Below are 16,224 nucleotides of genomic sequence, written 5' to 3' on the forward strand. Positions count from 1 at the left end.
ACTAATAGGCCGAGGACTTGACTACTAAGCTGCTACGCGTCCACTGTGCAACTCTCGATAAACGAACAACAGACCACGTGTGTGGTGTTGTTTGACATGTCGATAGAGTTACGGCGGTCATGGCGGAGGGGAAACGCCCGGTTACATTCCGAACCCGGAAGCTAAGCCCTCCAGCGCCGATGGTACTGCACTCGGGAGGGTGTGGGAGAGTAGGACACCGCCGGACAATATTTCAGTTCAGGGTCACCCTTCGGGGTGGCCCTGAACTGCTTTCCGTGGTGGAAAAGGACCGGTCAGAACGCGTAGCGGACGCGGCAGTACGGCGCCTTCGCGGCGATCAGGTCCGTCAACGCCGCCACGTAGGCGCCCTTGGTGCCGGTGCGGTACCGCACGTTCCAGCCGCCGGTCTGCGACCGCTTCGGCTGCTGGAGATCCGGCCGCCAGAGGACCTCCTCGGCCTTCGGATGCCAGCCGAGGTTCACCTCGTGCAGCCGGTCGTTGTGGGTCAGGAAGATGACCTCGGCGGCGAGCTGCGCCTTCGCGCGGGGCCCGAGTGCGTCGTCGAGCTGGTCGAGCAGCTCCGCCCAGTCGTCCAGCCACCCGTCGCGGACCACCACCGGGCTGAGGTTGACGTGCACCTCGTAGCCGGCCGCGACGAAGTCGTCGACGGCGGCCAGCCGCTCCGCGACCGGAGAGGTCCGGATGTCGAGCAGCTTCGCGTCCCGGGCCGGCATCAGCGAGAACCGGACGCGGGTCCGGCCCCGGGGATCCCAGTCGAGCAGGTCACGGTTGACGTGCTTCGTGGCGAACGTGGCCTTCGCCGTCGGCAGGTCCCGGAACAGTGTCACCAGGTCCCGGACGTTGTCGGAGACGCGGGCGTCCAGCGAGCAGTCGGAGTTCTCGCCGATGTCGTACACCCAGGCGGCGGGGTCGCACTGGTTCGGCTCACCCTTGACGCCCTGCCGCCCCACGTGCCGCCCAAGGTAGCCGGTGATCCGGTCGATGTTGGCGAAGACCGTCACCGGGTTGCTGTAGCCCTTGCGGCGCGGCACGTAGCAGTAGGCGCACGCCATCGCGCAGCCGTTCGCCGTGGACGGGGCGATGAAGTCGGCCGAGCGGCCGTTCGGGCGGGCGGTCAGGGACTTCTTGACCCCCAGCACCAGGGCCTCCGTCTTGATCCGCACCCACCGGGCCACGTTCGTCTCGTCCCCGTACAGCTCCGGGATGCGGGAGTGGCTCTCGACCTCGACGCGCTCCGCGTCGGGAAAGCGCTCCAGCACGGCCCGCCCACGGGGCAGCGCGGCGGCCTCCGGCTCCACGTAGATCCGCCGGATGTCGAACAGCCGGGAGTGCGGGACAGCGTCGGTCACGAAAGGGGACAACTGCGGACCGATCGCCGTTGTTCCCGCGCCCCGGCGCGCCGTTTTCGCGCCCGTGCCGCGGGTACCCGGGCGCATGCCCGAGGGCCACCTCGTCCACCGGTACGCGCGCGACCAGCACGCCGCGCTCGCCGGGCAGGTCCTCGCCGCCTCCAGCCCGCAGGGTCGCCTGGACACCGGCCCGTACGACGGCCGGCGGTTGCGCGCGGTGGAGGCGTACGGCAAGCACCTGCTCTACCACGTCGACGACGCGCCGGCCCTGCACGTGCACCTCGGCATGCGTGGGCTGTTCCTGCGCCACGACGACCCGGCCGTCCTGCCCCGCGGGGGCGTCCGGCTGCGCCTGGCCGGTGCCGGCGTCGCGTACGACCTGATCGCGCCCATCCGCTGCGAACCGCTCCCGGGCGACGGCGAGCGCGCGCTGCGGGCCTCGCTCGGCCCGGACCCGCTGCGCGGCGACGCCGACGGGGAGGATGCCGTACGCCGGCTCGGCGCCGCCAAGGGCGCGGTCGGCGCGGCGCTGCTGGACCAGGCGGTGTGGGCGGGCCTCGGCAACGCCTGGCGGGCGGAGCTGCTCTTCCTCGCCGGCCTCGACCCGGACGCCCGGGCGGTCGGGCCGGCGCCGGCCCGCCGGCTGTGGGAGCTCGCCGTCGGGTACCTGGCGCTGGGCCGCGACGTTGGCCAGGTGGTCAGCGACCCGGCGGCACCCGACGAGCGGTGGGTCTACAAGCGGCCGACCTGCCGGCGCTGCGGCGCCCAGGTGCGCACCTGGCAGCTGGGCGGTCGCACGGCGTACGCCTGCCCGGTCGACCAGCCCGCGGCCTGACCGGTCCCCGCGGGACGCCGGGCTCTCCTTCGACCGGGAGGACCCACCTGGCCCGGACGCCGTCGCCGTTCGTCGGGGCCGCCGCTCAGCGGCGGGGCCGGCGGGGGCCGGCGAGCCGCAGGGCGTTGCAGACGTCCACGACGCCCTGGACGTCCCAGGCGATCTCGCCGGCCACCCGCCGGGTGTCCGGGCCGGCCACGATGCCCGCGAGGATGACGACGCGGTTCTGCACGGTCACCACGATCTGCTGGCGACGGGTGGTCCAGTCGCTGCTCAACCGCTGGGCGACCAGCGCCGCCAGCCGGCCGTCCTCGTCGTCCGGCGAGGGTCCCGGCGGCTCGGCAGGGAACCCGCCCTCGTCCGGGTACGGCCAGGGGATGAGCATGGCGTGCTTCCTCTCGATGGTTCTGTCGACCCGGGGCCATCCGGGCCCGGCGATCGGGTCAGCGGGACGACGCCTCGGACACCGCCGCCGCGGAAAGGCCGCGCGGATCCGGCCCGGCGGCGACGGCCGCCAGCCCGGCGGTGTCACCGGCCCCGCCCGGGGAGAGCCGGCGGACCGCCTCCTGCGGGCTCGCGAAGACCGGGAACAGCCCGTCGAGCCGCATGGTGTGCAGCACGGTGCGGATGAAGCGGGACGGAGCGGCCAGGCAGAGCACGGCGCCCCGCTCCCGGGCGTCGCGGTGGGCCCGGACGAGCAGCCCGAGCCCGCCGGCGTCGATGAGGTGCACCCGGGTCAGGTCGACCACCACGTGCCCGTGGACGTCCACCGCCTGCCGCAGGGCGGCCCGCAGTTCGTCGGCGGTGTCGACGTCGATGTTCCCGGTGGCCGTCACCACCGCGACGTCGTCGAGGTGGTCGACGCCCAGCACCCCGCCGCCCGACTGGCCGCCCTGACCGGCGGCGTCGCCCCCGGTCCCGAGATCCGGCAGGCTGCACCGGGGACAGCGGTGCGGGCCCGTGGCGAACGGCGAGCCGCTCCAGCCGTGTTCGGCCACCAGGGTCCAGACGACCTCGGCGTCGGGCAGGACGCAGGCGGTGCCGGTGGTCGTGTCCCCGCAGCTGTCGCAGATCAACGTCATCAGGTGCTCGTCCGGTACGACGGTCATCGTGTCTTCCTCCACGGGAGGTCGGGCCGTGCCACGCGCCGGCCCGCGACCGGCGGCGTCTGGGCGGTGTCGAGGTCCGGCCCCGTCCCGTCCGGCGGGGCGGCGGCGCGCCGGGGACCGGCCGTGGCCGCCACGAGGGCGACGCCGACGACGGCCGAGCCGGCCGGCACGCCGACGCGCCACGCGGCCGACCCGTCGGTGTCGAGGCCGACGATGCGGGCCAGGATGACGCCGAACAGCGCGGTGACGATCCCCGCCACCAGGGCCAGCCAGACCGGCACCTGCCGCCGGCGCGGGTTGACCCGCCAGCCCGCCCCGGCGACGAGGAGACCGACGGCGAGCGCCGTGACCAGACCGGCGACGGTCATCTGATCCCTCCTGCGGGCCCGGCCGGCCGACGGCAGCCGGCCCACTGTTGTTCCCCACCACCCTCGGCGGCGCCCGTGGCGCCGGTCACGCGGTTGTATGACAGTTGCGTGACAAAACCGCCGGACGCCGGACACGGTTGGGCACCCGCCATCGCCTTGGGGATGATGCCGGTATGACGGACGTGCTGGTGATCGAGGACGACGACCGGATCCGTCTGGCGTTGCTGCTCGCGCTCGAGGACGAGGGCTACCGCGTCCGGGGCGTGGCCACCGCCGAGGAGGGCCTGCTGCGGCAGCGCCGGGAGCCTGCCGACACCGTACTGGTCGACCTGATGCTGCCGGGCCTCGACGGCTTCGAGTGCATCCGGCGGCTGCGCCGCGACGACGACGTGCCGATCGTGGTGGTCAGCGCCCGCGACGACACCCACGACATCGTCGCGGCACTGGAGGCCGGGGCCGACGACTACGTGGTCAAACCGGTGGCGATCAAGGAACTGTCGGCGCGGCTGCGCGCCCTGCGGCGCCGGGCCCGGGCGGCGCCCGACCCCGTACCGGTGCTCACCTTCGGGCAGCTGGAGATCAGCCCGGACGCCGGGGAGGTACGCCTGGGCGGGCAGCCGGTGCCGGTCACCCGCACCGAGTTCCGGCTGCTGTGCGAGCTGGCCGAGCACGCCGGTCGGGTGCTGTCGCGCCACCAGCTGCTGCAACGGGTCTGGGGCTACGACACCGGTGACGAGCGGCTCGTCGACGTGCACGTGGGTCGGCTGCGGCAGAAGATCGAGGACGATCCGGGCAACCCCCGGCACCTGGTGACCCTGCGCGGCCTCGGCTACAAGCTGACCCGGTGAGGCGCCTCGGACTGCGGGCCCGGGTGTCCGCCGGTTTCGCGGTCGGCGCGTTGCTGCTGTCCGCCTCGATGGCGTTGGTCTCGTACGAGCTGACCAGGCGATCCCTGCTCGACGAGCGGGAGCGCACCGCCGTGCGGGCGGCGTACTTCGACGCGGCGGTGGTGCGTACCGGCCTGGACACGGACGCTCCCGACGTGGTGGAGGTGCTGCGGTCGCTCGACACCGGCGGAAACCGCCGGCCGCTGCTGCACCGCGGCAACGACTGGTACGCCCGCACGGCCGACGCCGGCCTGACCGCCGCCATCCCGGTCGACCTGCAACAGCTCGTCCACGCCGGGGAACCGGCCGTGCAGCGGGTCCGGGTCAACGGCCAGCCCACCCTGCTCGTCGGCCTGCCGCTGGCCCCGTCCACCAGCTACTACGAGCTGACGTCGCTGCGGGAGCTGGACCAGACCCTGCGGGTCCTGGCGCTGGCGCTGACCGCCGTGGCCATCGTGGTCGCCGGGTCCGGAGCCGCCCTGGGCTGGTACGCCACCCGGCACAGCCTGCGTCCGCTGACGGCGGTGGCCGACGCCGCGCAGGAGATCGCCGCGGGCAACTTCTCCGCCCGGCTCGCCGCGACCACCGACCCCGACCTGACCCGCCTCTCCACGTCCTTCAACCACATGGTCGACCAGCTCTCCCGGCGCATCGAGCGGGACCGCCGCTTCGCCGCCGACGTCAGCCACGAGCTGCGCTCGCCGTTGCAGACCCTCTCGGCCGCGGCCAGCGTCCTGGCCCGTCGCCGGGCCCACCTCGACGAGCGCACGGCCACTGCCGCCGGCCTGGTGGCCGACGAGATCACCCGGTTCCAGCAGCTCGTCAACGACCTCATCCAGCTCGCCCGCAGTGACCAGCCGGTCGACCGGGCGCCGGTCGACGTGGCGGCGCTGGCCCGCCGCGCCTGTCAGGTCCGCGGGCTGCCGGACACGCTCGTCCGGGTCGACGCGGGTGTCGCCCCCACCTGGCTGGTCGACGAGCGTCGGGTCGAGCAGATCCTGGCCAACCTGGTCGACAACGCGCTGCGCCACGGCGGCGGCCCGGTGGCCGTACGGCTGTCGCAGCGCGACGGGACGGGGATCGTCGAGGTCGACGACGAGGGGCCGGGCGTGCCGCCGGAGGACCGGGACCCCATCTTCGACCGCTTCGTCCGTGGCCGGGCCGCGCACTCGCGTGGCGACGGCGACGGCACCGGGCTCGGGTTGGCCATCGTCGCGCAGCACGCCGCGGCGCACCGGGGGCGGGCCGGCGCGGGCGACCGCCCCGGCGGGGGCGCCCGCTTCCGGGTCGAGCTGCCCGGGGTACTGCCGTGATCCGCCGCGCGCCCGGGCGTCCGCCGCAGCGCACCGCCCGGGCCAGCGCCTCGTCTGTGGCGGCGTCCCCCGCCGGGACCGGCCGCGCGCCCGCAAGCCCTGCGCCCGCGTCCCGCCGGCGGTGGCGCGTCGGCGGCGCGCTCGTCGTCCTCGGGCTGATGGGCGGCTGCGGCGTCCCGACCGAGGGCACCCCGCGCGCCGTGGCGCCCCCACCCGGGCCGTTCCCCTCGCCGGGGGCGGTCGTGGCGACGCCGACCCCCACCCTGACCGCCGGGCGGACGACGGAGGTCCTCTGCTTCGTACGCGACGACCGGCTGGTCCGCGTCGAGCGTCGGGTCGACGGCACGCCCACCGTCGACGCCCAGCTCCAGCACCTGCTGGTCGGCCCGACCACCGCCGAGCGCGACGACGGCCTCACCACGGCGCTGCCCGGGGCCGTGCCGGTCGCCGCCGCCCGGCCCCGGGGCAACGAGGTCGACGTGGAGCTCGGCGGGGCCGGCGACGAGACGGGCCGCAGCGACGAGGTCCTCGCCTTCGGGCAGATCGTCTGCACCCTGACCGCCCGCTCCGACGTCGACACCGTGGCCTTCTTCCGGGGCGGGGCCCCGCTGGGGGTCCCGCGTGCCGACGGGTCGCTGTCCCGGCGGCCCCTGGCTGCCGACGACTACGCCGGCCTCGTGGCACCCCGCTGACGGGACCAACCCGTGCCGCCGACGCCCCGACGACGACCCGCCCGGTGCCCGCCGCCGCCCGCCGGACACTCCCGACGGCGGCCCACCCCGGGGTGTCGCGTGGGTGGGGTCAGCCGCTGAAGGCGGCGAGGAACCGGTCGCGGAAGGCGTCCATCGGCCAGACCGGCGCGCGCGGCCCGGGCCGGAGCCCGTCGTCCCAGCCCCACCCCGAGATCCGGTCGAGCACGGCCGGGTCCCGGGCGACGATGGTGACCGGCACGTCCCGGCTCGCCCGCGCGCCGGTGACGACCGGGGCGGGTTGGTGGTCGCCGAGGAAGACCAGCACGAGGTCGTCGTCGCCGTGGGCCTCCAGGTAGGACACCAGGGTGCCCAGGGAGTATTCGACGGACCGGCGGTAGCCGGCGCGCGGCTGCGACGACGGGTTGCCGGTGCTCGCGCCGTGGAAGACGGTCCCGTCGCCGACCCGTGACCAGTCGACCAGGCGCGGGATCTTCGTCCAGGGGGAGTGGCTGGACACGAGCGCGATCTCGGCCATCACCGGGGCGCGATCCGCCCGGGCGCGTTCCAGGCGCTCGAAGGCCGCCAGCGTGTACTGGTCGGGCATCGGGGCGTAGCCGAACTTCGGGCCCCGGTAGCCGAGGCTGTGGGCGTCGTAGAAGCGTTCGTAGCCGAAGAAGGCCCCCTCCGGCCAGGGCCGGGTGGCGGCCGGCATCACGCCCACCGTGCGCCAGTCGGCCCGCCGGAAGGCGCCGCCCAGCGTCAACCGGTCGCTGGCCAGCAGGCTGCGGTGCCGCTGGTCGTTGTCCACCCACATGCCGGACAGCAGCGTGGCGTGGGCCAGCCAGCTGCCGCCGCCGGTGGTCGGCGAGGTGAGGAACCCGCTGCGCGAGGCGAAGCCGGCGGCCCGCAGCCGGCGGTCCCCGTCGGCCAGCACGGCGCCCACGCCCGGGGCGTACTCCGGGTTCTCCACCGCGTCGCGCCCGTAGCTCTCCACGAAGGCGACGACCACGTCCTTGCCGCGCAGCGCGGTCAGCAGGCGGTCGCCGGGGGTGTCCCGGAACGCGTCGACGCCGACCTGGGCCGCGAAGACCTCCCGGTCGCTCAGCCGGTCGCGCACCTGGCGGGCGTGGTCGCCGACCAGGTCGGTCGCGGCGGCGTCGGCCACCGGCACGCCGGGGGACACCCGCACGCCGAACGCGGCGCAGGCCAGCCAGACGACCACCAGCGCCGCGACCGTGCGCCGGGTGGCGGCGCGGTGCCGGACCAGCAGCGGGGTCAGCCGCAGCACGGACCGCGTCGTCGCGAGGAGCAGGGCGGCGAGCAGCAGCACGGCCGCGCCGACCGCCCCGGCGGCGCCCGCCCGCCCGGCCGAGTCGGTGAGGAACCCGAGCGCGTCGTCGAGCAGGGCCCAGTCGAGCACGAGGTCGAAGGGGCGGCCGAGCGTCGCGAGGAAGCCCAGGTCGGCCACCTTCAGCAGGGCCAGCAAGCCGAGCAGCGCGCCAGCGAGCGCCGCCACCGGCCGCCGCGCGCGGGCCGGCAGGGCGAGCAGCAGGGCGACCACGAGCAGCCCTTCTAGGGGCATCCGGACGAACGCGGCGGGCGTGAGCCGGGCGGGCTGGTGCGGCGCGGTCAGGGCGGCGAGCACGAGCAGGGCGGCCAGCGCGGTCGTCGCCCGCGCCGCGCCCCGCCGCCGCCCGTCCGCTGCCGCGGGGGTACGGCGCCGCGCCGCGCCGCCTCGACGCCCGCCCGCTCGTTCGGGGGTACGGCCGGGCGCCCCGGCGGGCGGATGGTCAGTCACGGGCGGCGACGAGGTCGGGGCGTACCGGGGCGGGACGCGCCGAGCGGGCCCGGCGGTGCGCGAGGGCGGGCGGCACCTCCCGGGCCGAGCGGCGCCGCCACAGCCACCCGACGTCGCGGCCGAACGACTCGACGAGCAGGGCCAGCGCGACCGCCAGCACCAGCGCGTCGCCCGGCCCGGGCAGCACCCCGGCGGCCGCGACCAGCAGCAGCACGCCCTGCGCCGCCGCGGCGACCTTGCGCCAGTACCTCGGGGGCAAGGGCCGGCGCAGCCAGGGCAGCACCCACCCGGCGGCGACGAACGCGTACCGCATGGCGCCGAGGGCGAGCACCCAGGCACCCACGGCGGGCGCGACGGCCGCCCCGAGGACGAGGATGAGGAACGCGTCGACCTCCATGTCGAAGCGGGCCCCCCGCGGGCTGGCGGTGCCGGTGCGCCGGGCCACGTACCCGTCGACGGCGTCGAGGGCCAGCGCCACGGCGGTGAGGGCGACCAGCACCCCGACCGGCGCGGCCCGGTCGACGGCGGTGGCGGCGAGCGCGTCCCCGGTCAGCGCCGTCACGCCGCCGACGAGGAGCGCCCGGGTCAGCGTCACCCGGTCGGCCGGCCCCAGGGCGTACGCGCCCGACCGGCGCAGCCCCCGGTCGAGGGCCAGGCACAGCCCCGCCCCGTACGCGGCCCCGGCGAGCCAGCCCGCCGGGCCGAGACCGACCGTCGCGGCCAGCCCCGCCAACAGGACAATCTGGACGATCAACCCGATCGCCGGGCCTTTTCGAACCGTGGGCACCGTGCCTCCGTGTCTATGTTCGACGACTTCCGACAGGAACTACGGGAAACACCGCCGTTCGGTTCGCTCCGGACGCGGGTGAGGAGGAGCCGGTGACCGGTGAGGCGCGCGCCTTCTGGCTGCGTACGCCCGGCGAGGGCGAGATCCGGTCGGCGCCGCTCGCCGCCCCCGGCCCGGACGAGGTGCTCGTCCGCAGCCGGTACTCCGGCGTCAGCCGCGGCACGGAGACGCTGGTCTTCGCCGGCCGCGTCCCCGCCGACCAGCACGCGGCGATGCGCGCCCCGTTCCAGGAGGGGGATTTTCCGGCCCCGGTGAAGTACGGCTACCTCAACGTGGGGGTGGTCGAGCAGGGCCCGGACGAGCTGCGCGGCCGGACCGTGTTCTGCCTGCACCCGCACCAGAGCGCGTACGTGGTCCCGGCCGGCGCCGTGGTGCCCGTGCCCGACGGGGTGCCGCCCGCCCGCGCGGTGCTCGCCGGGACGGTGGAGACGGCGGTGAACGCGCTCTGGGACGCCGCGCCCCTGGTCGGCGACCGGGTGAGCGTGGTCGGCGGCGGCATGGTCGGCTGTTGCGTGGCGGCGCTGCTCGCCCGCTTCCCGGGCGTGCGGGTGGAGCTGGTCGACACCGACCCGGTCCGGGCGAGCGTCGCCGCCGCGCTCGGCGTCGACTTCGCGCCGCCGCAGGAGGCCGCCGGCGGGCGGGACCTCGTGGTGCACGCCAGCGCCAGCGCCGCCGGTCTGCAACGCTCGTTGGAGCTGCTCCGCCCGGAGGGCACCGTCGTCGAGCTGAGCTGGTACGGCGACCGCAGCGTCGCGCTCGCGCTGGGCGGAGCGTTCCACTCCGGACGGCTGACCGTACGCGGCAGCCAGGTGGGCGCCGTCGCGCCGGCCCGACGGGACAGCCGCAGCTTCGCCGACCGGCTGGGGCTCGCCCTGGAACTGCTCGCCGACCCCGCCTTCGACGCGCTGCTCACCGGCGAGTCCCGCTTCGCGGAGCTGCCCGACGTGCTGGCCCGGCTGACCGCCGGCAGCCTCCCCGCTCTGTGCCACCTCATCACCTACGACGGAGAGTGACCCGTGTTCAGCGTGACCGTCCGAGACCACATGATGATCGCCCACAGCTTCCGAGGAGAGGTGTTCGGCCCGGCGCAGCGCCTGCACGGGGCGACCTTCGTCGTGGACGCCACCTTCCGCCGCCCCGACCTCGACGCCGACGGCGTGGTGGTCGACATCGGGCTGGCCACCGCCCAGCTCCGGGCGGTGCTCGGGGAACTGACCTACCGCAACCTCGACGACGATCCGGCCTTCGCCGGGGTGAACACGACCACCGAGGTGCTGGCCCGCACGGTCGCCGACCGCCTCGCCGAGCGGGTACGCGCCGGCGACCTCGGCGTGGGCGCCCACGACCTGGCCGGCATCACCGTCACGCTGCACGAGTCGCACGTCGCCTGGGCCAGCTACGAACGGTCGCTCTGAATGGCGACGGTGCACGTCGTGCTGCCCAACGACATCGACGACCCGGCCGAGCCGAGCGGCGGCAACGGCTACGACCGCCGGCTCTGCCGGGGCCTCGCGGCGGCCGGCTGGACGGTCCGCGAGCACGCCGTGCCCGGCGACTGGCCCCGACCCGACCCGGCCGCGCGCGCCGGGCTGGCCGGGGTGCTCGCGGCGCTGCCCGACGGGGCGCCGGTCCTGCTCGACGGGCTGGTCGCCTCGTGCGTGCCGGAGGTGCTGGCCCCGCACGCCCGGCGGCTGCGGCTCGTCGTCGTCGTGCACCTGCCGCTGGAGCACGACGCCGAGGCCGCCGCGCTGGCCGCCGCCGTCGCGGTCGTCACCACCAGCGAGTGGACCCGGCGCCGGCTGCTCGACCGGTACGCGCTGCCGGCCGACCGGGTGCACGTCGCCCAACCCGGCGTCGAGCCCGCCCCGCCCGCGCCGGGGTCACCGGCCGGCGGGAACCTGCTCTGCGTCGCCGCCCTCGCCCCGCACAAGGGGCACGACGTGCTGGTGGAGGCCCTGGCGGCGGTCGCCGACCTGCCCTGGAGCTGCGTCTGCGTGGGGCCGCTGTCCCGGGACCCGGGGTTCGTCGCGGGCCTGCGCCGGCGGGTGACCGGGCACGGTCTCGCCGACCGGGTGCGACTGGTCGGCCCGCGCACCGGGGCGGCCCTGGACGCCGCGTACGCCGCCGCCGACCTGCTGGTGCTGGCCTCCCGCCGGGAGACGTACGGGATGGTGGTCACCGAGGCCCTCGCGCGGGCCGTGCCGGTGCTGGCCACGGCGGCCGGCGGGCTGCCCGAGGCCCTGGGCCGCGCGCCCGACGGCGCGGCGCCGGGGCTGCTCGTGCCGCCGGACGACCCGGCGGCCCTGGCCGGCGCGCTGCGGCGCTGGCTCGGCGAACCCGACCTGCGTCGGGCGCTGCGGCGGGCGGCGCGCGGGCGGCGGCGCACGCTCGACGACTGGACGGTCCCCGCGACCGTCGCGGGCGCGGTGCTGGCCGGGGCGGTCGCGGCATGACCGGGCGCCTGCCGCCGCACTTCGCGCACTGGCTGGCGCTTCGGGAACCCGCCGACGCGGCGGCCCGCGCCGAGGAGCTGGTGGACCTGGTCCGCCCCCGGCTGCCCGGCGCCGGACCGCTCGTGATCCACGACCTCGGCTCCGGCACCGGCGCGATGGGCCGCTGGCTCGCGCCGCGACTGCCCGGCCCGCAGCACTGGGTCCTGCACGACCTCGACGCCGACCTGCTCGCCCGCGCGGCCGCCGGGATGCCCGCCGCCGCCGGCGACGGCGGCCCGGTCACCGTCGAGGTCCGCCGCGGCGACCTCACCCGGCTGACCGCCGCCGACCTGGCCGACGCGTCGCTGGTCACCGCGTCCGCGCTGCTGGACATGCTCACCGCGGCGGAGGTCGAGCGGCTCGTCGCGGCCTGCGCCGGCGCGGGCCGCCCGGCCCTGCTGGCCCTGTCGGTGACCGGCCGGGTGCGGCTCACCCCGGCGGACCCGTGGGACGGGCGGATCGCCGCCGCGTTCGACGACCACCAGCGGCGCACGGTCGACGGGCGCGCCCTGCTCGGGCCGGACGCCGTGCACGCCTGCGCGGCGGCGTTCGTCCGGCACGGCGTCGACGTGCTCCTGCGGCCCAGCCCCTGGCGGCTCGGCCCGGAGCGGGCGGAGCTGGCCGACGAGTGGTTCACCGGCTGGTTGGACGCCGCCTGCGAGCAGCGGCCCGAGCTGACCGGCCCGACCCGGTCGTACGCCCGCCGGCGCCGCGCCGAGATCGCCGCCGGCCGGCTCGACGTGCTGGTCGACCACCTCGACCTGCTGGCCGGCCGTGGCTGAACCGGGCCGCCCGCCGGTGCGGGGCGATCGGCGGGGCGGGGCCGGGGTGCGGGTGGCGCCGGCGCGCAGGTTCTGGCCGTGGACGCGCACGCTCGGCGGCGCGGGCCTGCTGGCCGCGCTGCTGGGCTGGCTGGGCGCCGGCCCGTTCCTCGCCGGGCTCCGCCTGATCGACGGCCCGGCGCTGGCCGCCGCCGTCGGCATCGGAGCGCTCACCACCGGCTGCTGCGCCTGGCGGTGGAGCCTCGTCGCGGGTGGGCTGGGGGTGCGGCTGCCGCTGCCGACGGCGGTCGCGCACTGCTACCGGGCGGTGTTCCTAAACGCGACGCTCCCCGGCGGCGTGCTCGGCGACGTGCACCGGGCGGTGCGGCACGGCCGCGACGTCGGCGACGTCGGCCGGGGCGTGCGCGCGGTGGTCTGGGAACGCGCCGCCGGGCAGGTCGTGCTGGCCGCCGTGGCGGTGGTGGTGCTCGCCGCTCTCCCGTCGCCGGTGCGGCCCCACCTGCCGGCGGTGGCGGCGCTGCTCGCGGCGGCCGGGCTGGGCGTCGTCCTGCTGGCCCGCGCCCTGCCCACCGCCGGGCCGTCGCGGTGGGCGCGCGCGGCGCGCGCGGCGGCGGCCGACGTCCGCGCCGGGCTGCTCGGCCGCCGTGCCTGGCTGGGCGTGCTCGTGGCCTCGACCGTGGCCGTCGCCGGCCACCTGGCCACGTTCGTGCTGGCCGCGCGCACCGCCGGCTGCACCGCGCCGCTGACGCTGCTGGTGCCGCTGACCCTGCTGGCGCTGCTGGCCATGGGGGTGCCGGTGAACGTCGCCGGCTTCGGCCCCCGCGAGGGCGTGGCCGCGTGGGCGTTCGGTGCCGCCGGCCTGAGCGCCGCCGAGGGCGTCGCCACCGCCACGGTGTACGGGGCCCTGGTGCTCGCCGCGAGCCTGCCCGGCGCCGCCGTCCTGCTGGTCCGCCGTGTCCGCGTGCCCACCGGCACCGACTGACGAGGAGCCCGATGTCCGAAGCCCCACCCGCCGCCACGGTCCGTACGCAGGTCACCGTGCCGCTGCGGTTCCCTGACGGATACCTCACCACCGCCCGGGTGTTCTCCTTCGACGGTCTCGTCGACGGCCGGGAACACCTCGCGTTCGGCCTGGGCGACCGGGCCGGCCCCGTCGACCGGGGCGCGGCGCGCCCGTCGCCGCCGCTGGTCCGCCCACACAGCGAGTGCCTGACCGGGGACGTGTTCGGCAGCCGGCGCTGCGACTGCGGCCCCCAACTGCGCGAGGCGGTCGAACGCATCGCCGACGCCGGCGGCTACCTGCTCTACCTGCGGCAGGAGGGGCGCGGCATCGGCCTGTACGCCAAGCTCGACGCGTACGCGTTGCAGGACGCCGGGCTGGACACCTACGAGGCGAACCTCGCGCTGGGCCACCGGCCCGACGAGCGGGACTACACGGTCGCCGCGCAGATGCTCGCCGCCCTGGGCGTGGACCGGGCCGCCCTGCTGAGCAACAACCCGGACAAGGCCGCACAGCTGGACCGGCTCGGGGTGGCGGTCACCGCGCGCGTACCCACCGGGGTGCACCTGTCCCCGGCGAACGCCGGCTACCTGGCGGCCAAGGCCGGGCGTGGCGGGCACGCCCTCGACCTGCCCCTCGTCCGTGACTGACCGCCCGTACGTCCTGCTCAGCTGCGCCACGTCGATGGACGGCTACCTCGACGACGCCAGCGGGCAGCGGCTGCTGCTGTCCAACGAGGCCGACCTGGACCGGGTCGACGCGGTCCGGGCCGGCTGCGACGCGATCCTCGTCGGCGCGGGCACGGTCCGCCGCGACGACCCGCGGCTGGTGGTCCGCTCCGCGCGGCGGCGTGCCGAACGCGTCGCGCGGGGCCTGCCCGCCTCCCCGACCAAGGTGACGGTGACCGGCCGCGGCGACCTGACACCGACGGCCCGCTTCTTCACCACCGGCGACGCCGAGCGGATCGTCTACTGTGCCACCCCCGCCGTCGGGAGGACGGGGGAGCGGCTGGCCGGCCGGGCCACCGTGGTGGACGCGGGCGAGCCGGTGGACCCGGCGTGGATGCTTGCGGACCTCGCCGGCCGGGGGGTGGACCGGCTGATGGTCGAGGGCGGGGCGAGCGTGCTCGGGCAGTTCCTCACCGCCGGCCTCGCCGACGAGCTGCACCTGGTCCTGGCCCCGTTCTTCGTCGGTGACCGGCGGGCGCCCCGGTTCGTGGGCGACGGGAGCTTCCCCTGGCATCCCGGCCGCCGGGCCCGGGTGGCGGAGACCCGCCAGATCGGCGACGTCGTGCTGGTCCGCTACGCGCTGTCGGAGCGCTGCGACGCGGGCTGAGCGGGCCCCACCCCGAGCGCCTCGTCCACCCGCACCAGCACGGCCACGTCGTCGTGGCCGACGCCGCGCAGCAGGTCGATGGCGGTCGCCCGGATCTGGCCGACGATCATCGTGACGGGCAGCGCCGGGTCGGACGCGAGCAGCCGGCCGGCGACGCGCACCGCCGTCATGGCCGCCTCGTCGGCCCGCGCCGCGTGGCGGTCGGCGTCCTCGCCGGTGAGGTCGCTCGCCACCGCCTCGCCCGCGGCGCGTACGGCGGCGGCCAGGGCGGGCAGCGCGTCGCCCAGCTCCGGCGGCGTCCCCGTGCACAGCCGGGTCAGCGTCACCCCGGCGCGGGCCAGCACCCGGACGTTGCGCACGGCGTAGTCCAGCTGCCGCGTGGTCGCCTCCACGTCCCGCACCTGCCCGACGTGCCGCCGGCGGCGGACGTGGAACCGCAGCGTCTCCCCGGTGGCCCGGACCGCCGTGCGCAGCCGGTCCACGCAGTCGTCCAGCTCCCGGGCCCGGTCCAGCGCCGCCCGGGCGGCGGTCTGGTCGCAGCGGGCGAGCGCGTCGTCGAGCGCGTCGAGCACCTCGGCCAGGTCGGCGAAGCTCTGCCGGGCCTCCCTGATCAGCGGGGCGAGCGGGTCGCGGGCCGCCAGGAGCTGGCTCGCGGCCAGCGCGACCGCGCCGCCGATCAGCGCGTCGACGAACCGGAAGGGCATCAGCGTGCCGCTGGGCGCGGCCACCGCCACCAGGTACATCGCGGAGACCGCCGCCTGCACCACGAGGGTGGTGCGCGCCCCGATCGCCACCATCAGGCCGGTGGTCAGCAGCAGCACCAGGAGGACGGTGCCGGTGCCGGGGCCGAGTGCGTACACCAGCAACTCGGCGACGAGCACGCCGGCCGCGACCCCGAGCAGGATCTCCACCGTCTGCCGGACCCGCCGCCCCCGCGCCTCGCCCAGGACGACCAGCGCCGCCGTGGGGGCGAAGAACGGGTCCGGGTGACCGATCACCCGGGCGGCCAGGATCCAGGCCACCGTCGCGGCGAGGGCCAACTCGACCACCGTCGTGCCGTCGCGCCGGATCCGCCCGCCCACGCCCCGCCACCACTGTCGCACCGTCCGTACCCCTTCTCCGGTGGGGCGCGCTCCACACCGGACCCGTTCGCCGGGCCGGCGTCGAGGACCGCCCCGGCGAGTCCCCCGTCCCGGTCGGACCGGTCCGAGCGTCGCCTCTACCCGCGCCGTGCCTCCGGTAACCGTGCTGGTCACCGTGCCGCGGCGCCGCCGCCGGACGGAGGTCGTCGCGGGGCGCCGGCCGGCGCGCGTGCGACGAGCGGGCTGTGCATACTTGCGCGGTCGATGTTGTGCCGGCGGGCGGGCCCCCGGCGTTCCGCGAGGTGGTTGTGGTG

15 protein-coding genes, 1 rRNA gene and 2 pseudogenes are annotated in these 16,224 nt (G+C 76.8%); 12 read left to right on the top strand and 6 right to left on the bottom strand.

The features are described from left to right. Nucleotides 1-109 precede the first annotated feature (109 nt). A 5S ribosomal RNA gene (gene rrf, locus ACLQ22_RS14925) occupies nucleotides 110-226 on the top strand. Between the two features lie 67 nt (nucleotides 227-293). Here rrf and ACLQ22_RS14930 read toward each other — a convergent pair. Beyond that, nucleotides 294-1,370 (bottom strand): spore photoproduct lyase family protein, encoded by a 1,077-nt coding sequence (locus ACLQ22_RS14930; protein WP_425692784.1) that lies wholly within the window; start codon nucleotides 1,368-1,370, stop codon nucleotides 294-296. Nucleotides 1,371-1,455: 85 nt separating this feature from the next. Between ACLQ22_RS14930 and ACLQ22_RS14935 the strand changes: the two genes are divergently transcribed. Next, nucleotides 1,456-2,205 carry a DNA-formamidopyrimidine glycosylase family protein gene (locus ACLQ22_RS14935; protein WP_425692785.1) on the top strand — a complete coding sequence of 250 codons (750 nt, stop codon included), beginning with the start codon at nucleotides 1,456-1,458 and terminating at the stop codon, nucleotides 2,203-2,205. A gap of 85 nt (nucleotides 2,206-2,290) precedes the next feature. Here ACLQ22_RS14935 and ACLQ22_RS14940 read toward each other — a convergent pair whose 3' ends face one another. The 3 genes and pseudogenes from ACLQ22_RS14940 to ACLQ22_RS14950 form a co-directional block, all read right to left on the bottom strand. After that, nucleotides 2,291-2,590 (bottom strand): BON domain-containing protein, encoded by a 300-nt coding sequence (locus ACLQ22_RS14940; RefSeq protein WP_425692786.1) that lies wholly within the window; start codon nucleotides 2,588-2,590, stop codon nucleotides 2,291-2,293. A gap of 196 nt (nucleotides 2,591-2,786) precedes the next feature. Beyond that, nucleotides 2,787-3,314, bottom strand: a pseudogene (locus ACLQ22_RS14945) (STAS domain-containing protein); the annotation flags it as partial. After that, nucleotides 3,311-3,682 (bottom strand): GlsB/YeaQ/YmgE family stress response membrane protein, encoded by a 372-nt coding sequence (locus tag ACLQ22_RS14950; RefSeq protein WP_425692787.1) that lies wholly within the window; start codon nucleotides 3,680-3,682, stop codon nucleotides 3,311-3,313. The gene ACLQ22_RS14950 and the pseudogene ACLQ22_RS14945, both read right to left, overlap by 4 nt. Nucleotides 3,683-3,855: 173 nt before the next feature. Between ACLQ22_RS14950 and ACLQ22_RS14955 the strand changes: the two genes are divergently transcribed. The 3 genes from ACLQ22_RS14955 to ACLQ22_RS14965 all read left to right on the top strand — a co-directional run bounded on the left by ACLQ22_RS14955 (nucleotide 3,856) and on the right by ACLQ22_RS14965 (nucleotide 6,574). Beyond that, nucleotides 3,856-4,530 carry a response regulator transcription factor gene (locus ACLQ22_RS14955; RefSeq protein ID WP_425692788.1) on the top strand — a complete coding sequence of 225 codons (675 nt, stop codon included), beginning with the start codon at nucleotides 3,856-3,858 and terminating at the stop codon, nucleotides 4,528-4,530. Next, nucleotides 4,527-5,882, top strand: a complete 1,356-nt coding sequence (locus tag ACLQ22_RS14960) for a sensor histidine kinase (RefSeq protein WP_425692789.1) — start codon at nucleotides 4,527-4,529, stop codon at nucleotides 5,880-5,882. Before ACLQ22_RS14955 ends, ACLQ22_RS14960 begins: the two co-directional genes overlap by 4 nt. Nucleotides 5,883-6,040: 158 nt before the next feature. Then, entirely contained in the window at nucleotides 6,041-6,574 is a 534-nt protein-coding gene (locus tag ACLQ22_RS14965; RefSeq protein WP_425693046.1) for a GerMN domain-containing protein, read from the top strand. Nucleotides 6,575-6,683: 109 nt separating this feature from the next. Here the strand turns inward: ACLQ22_RS14965 and ACLQ22_RS14970 are convergent. Next, nucleotides 6,684-9,159, bottom strand: a pseudogene (locus ACLQ22_RS14970) (CDP-alcohol phosphatidyltransferase family protein). Between the two features lie 92 nt (nucleotides 9,160-9,251). Between ACLQ22_RS14970 and ACLQ22_RS14975 the strand changes: the two are divergent. From ACLQ22_RS14975 to ACLQ22_RS15005, 7 genes are read left to right on the top strand one after another with little or no spacing between them, the layout of a single operon-like run. Continuing rightward, the gene (locus ACLQ22_RS14975; protein WP_425692790.1) at nucleotides 9,252-10,232 is read left to right on the top strand and encodes a zinc-dependent alcohol dehydrogenase; all 981 of its coding nucleotides are present in this window, start codon (nucleotides 9,252-9,254) and stop codon (nucleotides 10,230-10,232) included. Nucleotides 10,233-10,235: 3 nt separating this feature from the next. Beyond that, nucleotides 10,236-10,634, top strand: a complete 399-nt coding sequence (locus ACLQ22_RS14980; protein WP_425692791.1) for a 6-pyruvoyl trahydropterin synthase family protein — start codon at nucleotides 10,236-10,238, stop codon at nucleotides 10,632-10,634. Then, entirely contained in the window at nucleotides 10,635-11,672 is a 1,038-nt protein-coding gene (locus ACLQ22_RS14985) for a glycosyltransferase family 4 protein (RefSeq protein WP_425692792.1), read from the top strand. After that, the gene (locus ACLQ22_RS14990) at nucleotides 11,669-12,493 is read left to right on the top strand and encodes a methyltransferase domain-containing protein (protein WP_425692793.1); all 825 of its coding nucleotides are present in this window, start codon (nucleotides 11,669-11,671) and stop codon (nucleotides 12,491-12,493) included. Before ACLQ22_RS14985 ends, ACLQ22_RS14990 begins: the two co-directional genes overlap by 4 nt. A 46-nt stretch (nucleotides 12,494-12,539) precedes the next feature. Then, complete coding sequence (locus tag ACLQ22_RS14995) at nucleotides 12,540-13,475, top strand: lysylphosphatidylglycerol synthase domain-containing protein (RefSeq protein WP_425693047.1); 936 nt, start codon at nucleotides 12,540-12,542, stop codon at nucleotides 13,473-13,475. Nucleotides 13,476-13,486: 11 nt separating this feature from the next. Beyond that, nucleotides 13,487-14,143, top strand: coding sequence for a GTP cyclohydrolase II (locus ACLQ22_RS15000; RefSeq protein WP_425692794.1), 657 nt, complete (start codon nucleotides 13,487-13,489; stop codon nucleotides 14,141-14,143). Beyond that, nucleotides 14,136-14,828: a RibD family protein gene (locus ACLQ22_RS15005; RefSeq protein ID WP_425692795.1), complete on the top strand. Its 693-nt coding sequence runs from the start codon at nucleotides 14,136-14,138 to the stop codon at nucleotides 14,826-14,828. The genes ACLQ22_RS15000 and ACLQ22_RS15005 overlap by 8 nt, the downstream gene beginning before the upstream one ends. Here the strand turns inward: ACLQ22_RS15005 and ACLQ22_RS15010 are convergent. After that, entirely contained in the window at nucleotides 14,795-15,931 is a 1,137-nt protein-coding gene (locus ACLQ22_RS15010) for an FUSC family protein (protein WP_425692796.1), read from the bottom strand. The genes ACLQ22_RS15005 and ACLQ22_RS15010 overlap by 34 nt on opposite strands. Between the last annotated feature and the right edge of the window lie 293 nt (nucleotides 15,932-16,224).

The sequence above is a fragment of the Micromonospora sp. DT178 genome (assembly GCF_049841695.1).
Taxonomy (GTDB): Bacteria; Actinomycetota; Actinomycetes; order Mycobacteriales; family Micromonosporaceae; genus Micromonospora.